The 3,233-nt window shown below is 42.9% G+C and carries 4 protein-coding genes; all 4 read right to left on the reverse strand.

What is annotated here, in order from left to right; genetic code table 11:
- Window positions 1-12 precede the first annotated feature (12 nt).
- Window positions 13-822, reverse strand: a complete 810-nt coding sequence (locus tag ABI367_RS01310; protein ID WP_462228010.1) for an MlaE family ABC transporter permease — start codon at window positions 820-822, stop codon at window positions 13-15.
- A 345-nt stretch (window positions 823-1,167) separates the two neighbouring features.
- Window positions 1,168-1,869 (reverse strand): DsbA family oxidoreductase, encoded by a 702-nt coding sequence (locus ABI367_RS01315; protein WP_462228011.1) that lies wholly within the window; start codon window positions 1,867-1,869, stop codon window positions 1,168-1,170.
- A 234-nt stretch (window positions 1,870-2,103) separates the two neighbouring features.
- A complete protein-coding gene (locus ABI367_RS01320; RefSeq protein ID WP_462228012.1) occupies window positions 2,104-2,295 on the reverse strand; it encodes a heavy metal-binding domain-containing protein in 192 nt (63 codons plus the stop codon).
- A 2-nt stretch (window positions 2,296-2,297) separates the two neighbouring features.
- The coding region (locus ABI367_RS01325; RefSeq protein WP_462228013.1) for a hypothetical protein at window positions 2,298-3,233 on the reverse strand (936 nt) is incomplete at its 5' end.

Genomic DNA, 3,233 nt, shown 5'->3' on the forward strand with positions numbered 1-3,233 from the left:
TTTTTCATATCATTACCTGAACCAACCTGCTATCTGCACTATTAAAACTTCTTCAACAAACACTAAAAACATGGCCGTTACTACCGCGCCGTTTGCAGCTTTGCCAACGCCCTCGGTACCCTTATCAGCATTATAACCCTGATAGCAGCCTACTATGCCAATGGTAAACCCAAATACTATTGATTTTATTAGCGAGGATACAAAGTCGACAAAAGTAAGCGGTTCAAAAACCTGTTGCATAAAGGTGGTATAACTGGTACCCTCGTTAGTAGCTACATTTAAATATCCACCCAATATGGCTATAAAACCGGTGTAGGTTGCTAAGATTGGAATTGCAATGGTTGTAGCCAATACACGGGTAACTACCAAAAATTTAAAAGGTTTGGTGCCCGATACTTCCATAGCGTCTATTTGCTCGGTTACCCGCATGGAGCCTAACTCGGCACCGATGCTTGAGCCTACCTTACCTGCTGCAATTAGCGCGGTTACCAACGGGGCTAATGCCCGCATAATAGCTATGGAAACCAGCGAGGGCAGCCATGACGTTGCCCCGAACTCTGATAACGATGGGCGCGATTGCTTGGTAAAAATAACCCCAACAATAAACCCGGTTAATGATATTAAGGTGAACGAACGCACACCAACCTGATAGCATTGAATCATTAGTTCTTTAAACTCAAAAGGAGGTACAAATGCTTCTTTAAAAAAACGGATTATAAAGAGGTGTATTTTATAAAGTGTGGCAAAAAAGTCCGAAAGGCGTTTTTTTAACCCTGGTCGGCTGGCAGTTTGTGGTGTTGATGTACTGTTGGTGGTGTCCATTTTTTACAGCGACAAATGTATTATTTATACTATATAATGCAGTTGAATATATGCAAAAACTTGTAAACGTTGTTTTAAAATGACTTTAAATTAACCCTGTACGCAAACCACCGGGCTTTTGTAGTTATACATTTTTGTACCCAAAAGCCGCTTAAAGTTTATATTTAATAACGGGTAAGAAAATTTTGAGTGTATTTTAAATCCTGATGAGGGGGATTTGGGGGAGGGACGAAAACTAGCGTCATTGCAAGGAACGAAGCAATCTCTACATGATAGGCGGCAACCTGTCGTGTAGAGATTGCCACGTCGTTTTACTCCTCGCAATGACGCGTTGGCAATTATTATTTAGCAATCGCCACCAACTTCACAACTTTCTCCATTTACCACATCAAGTGCAGGTTGTTGGGTTGTTTTCCAGTCGTCATAAGCTTTTTCAAGCGTTTGTAAAAATACCGGAACGGCTTGCGCGCCTGATACACCGTACTTTCTGTCCATTACAAAAAACGGAACGGCGTTAATACCTAACTGTGAGGCTTCGGCAACATCTTTATTTACATCAATGGCGAATTTATTGCCTGATATAGTATGGTGTACCTCTTGCGCGTCTAAACCAATGGAGCTGCCTAACTGCGCCAAAACTTCGTGATCGGCTATATTTTTGGTATCGGTAAAATAAGCTTTAAACAGGGCTTCTTCGGCTTCATCACCCAAACCTTTTTGTTTGGCAAGGTGTGCAAAGCGGTGCGCATCAAAACTATTGGCAACAACTGCTTTATCCAGGTTATAAGTTAAGCCAACTTCGGCAGCCATTTGGCTAACACTATTTTGTAGGTGTTGGGCATGGTCAAGCGAAAAGCCTTTTTTATCGGCCAGGTATTGGGCATTGCTTATGGTAGTATCGGTAACCAGGTCGGGGTTAAGCTGAAAGCTTTTCCATTCTACCTGTACTTCGTCTTTATGTTCAAATTGTTCAAGCGCATGTTCAAACCTGCGTTTGCCTATATAGCAAAACGGGCACATCACATCGCTCCATATTTCTATTTTCATAGCGCAAAGGTAGCGCAAGGGTTTGTCATCAAAGTAAGGGCAAAGTAAAAATTGGAGTGCTTGCCGTGATTTGGACTCACCCGACATCGTCCCGATAGCTATCGGGACTCGTCACCCTCTCTATTCTAGAGAGGGGTTGGCTTTTCGTAAGATAAAAACCCTCTTTGCTGCTTGCAGCAGAGAGGGTGGTCGAGCGAAGCCAAAGACCGGGTGAGTCAACGAAGCGCGTTTAATTTACTTTGCCGTTGTATCCCTTTCCACCAACTCCATCCCGCATTTTGGGCAGATACCCGGTTTATCTGCCCCAATATCCGGGTGCATGGTGCAATAGTATTTGTATTTTTTTGCGGGAGATTTTGAGACATTACTATGGCATGAACCCAAACTCAGCGTGCACGCCATAAAAGCTATTATAATGTTTCTCATTTTTACTTATTCTTAATAAACGACACAAATCCTAACAAGGCAACTACCAATACACCTAAAGCACATAGCATACTTACTATATCCCTGATATCTTTACCCGCCCAGGTCATCCAGAAAAACTTATGCAGGAAGATGAATGATAAACCCTCGGCACGATCAAGGGGAGCAACCTTTGTAGCCAGTTTGGCTGTGGTGGTTTCAATATACCGGGTTTCGCCGTTGGCGTAGCTTACTTTTTGCACAGGCAGCCGTTTATTAATAAAGCCATAATCGTTATCAAACTCGGTTATCCAGTTTATAGAAACCGGCAGACCGCCCTCGCCATAATAACCGCTTAAATAAGCCGCATATTGCTGGTCGCCGTTGGGTAGCTCGCGCCCGTTAGCAGCGTCGAAGTATAATACCTGCTTTTTGTTATTGGTGATTTGATAGTAAACATGCCCGCTAAAATCAGCTAATGATATTTTATGGATAAGGCTATCGGCAACAGGTAATTGCAGGTTAGATACGCCCAATTGATCGCGTTTTATGAGTTGCTCATAAGGCTTCTTCTCCGGGTTGGTATTATACAGTTTTACATATAGATGGAAAGCCGCGCTCGTAACAAATAGCAACATGATAAACGAGACGATCAACCCAATTTGCCGGTGATACCGATGGATAAAACGTTTATCATCCGCACCGTTCTCTTTGCGCTTTTGCCGCACGGTTTTAAAACTTTTCCAGTACAGGCCGTAAACCGTTAACCCCGTCGTCAAAGCCAGCAACATTATACTTACCAATATAAATAGCACTACCAGTCTAAAATAATCGCCGCCTATAGCGGCCAAAAAATCCCAGGTGTGGAATTGCTCAAACACCCACAGTAAAGTTTTACGGGTATGGTTGTTAAATGTACCCATGCGGCTTTGGGTGGTTTCAATATAAACATCCATGCC

Origin of the sequence: Mucilaginibacter sp. (assembly GCF_039935595.1) — a bacterium.
In the GTDB taxonomy this organism is placed as follows: Bacteria; Bacteroidota; Bacteroidia; order Sphingobacteriales; family Sphingobacteriaceae; genus Mucilaginibacter.

Coding starts and splice junctions, on each gene's coding strand:
- ABI367_RS01310 (WP_462228010.1), bottom strand. CDS start 822: ATGGACACCACCAACAGTACATCAACACCACAAACTGCCAGCCGACCA.
- ABI367_RS01315 (WP_462228011.1), bottom strand. CDS start 1,869: ATGAAAATAGAAATATGGAGCGATGTGATGTGCCCGTTTTGCTATATA.
- ABI367_RS01320 (WP_462228012.1), bottom strand. CDS start 2,295: ATGAGAAACATTATAATAGCTTTTATGGCGTGCACGCTGAGTTTGGGT.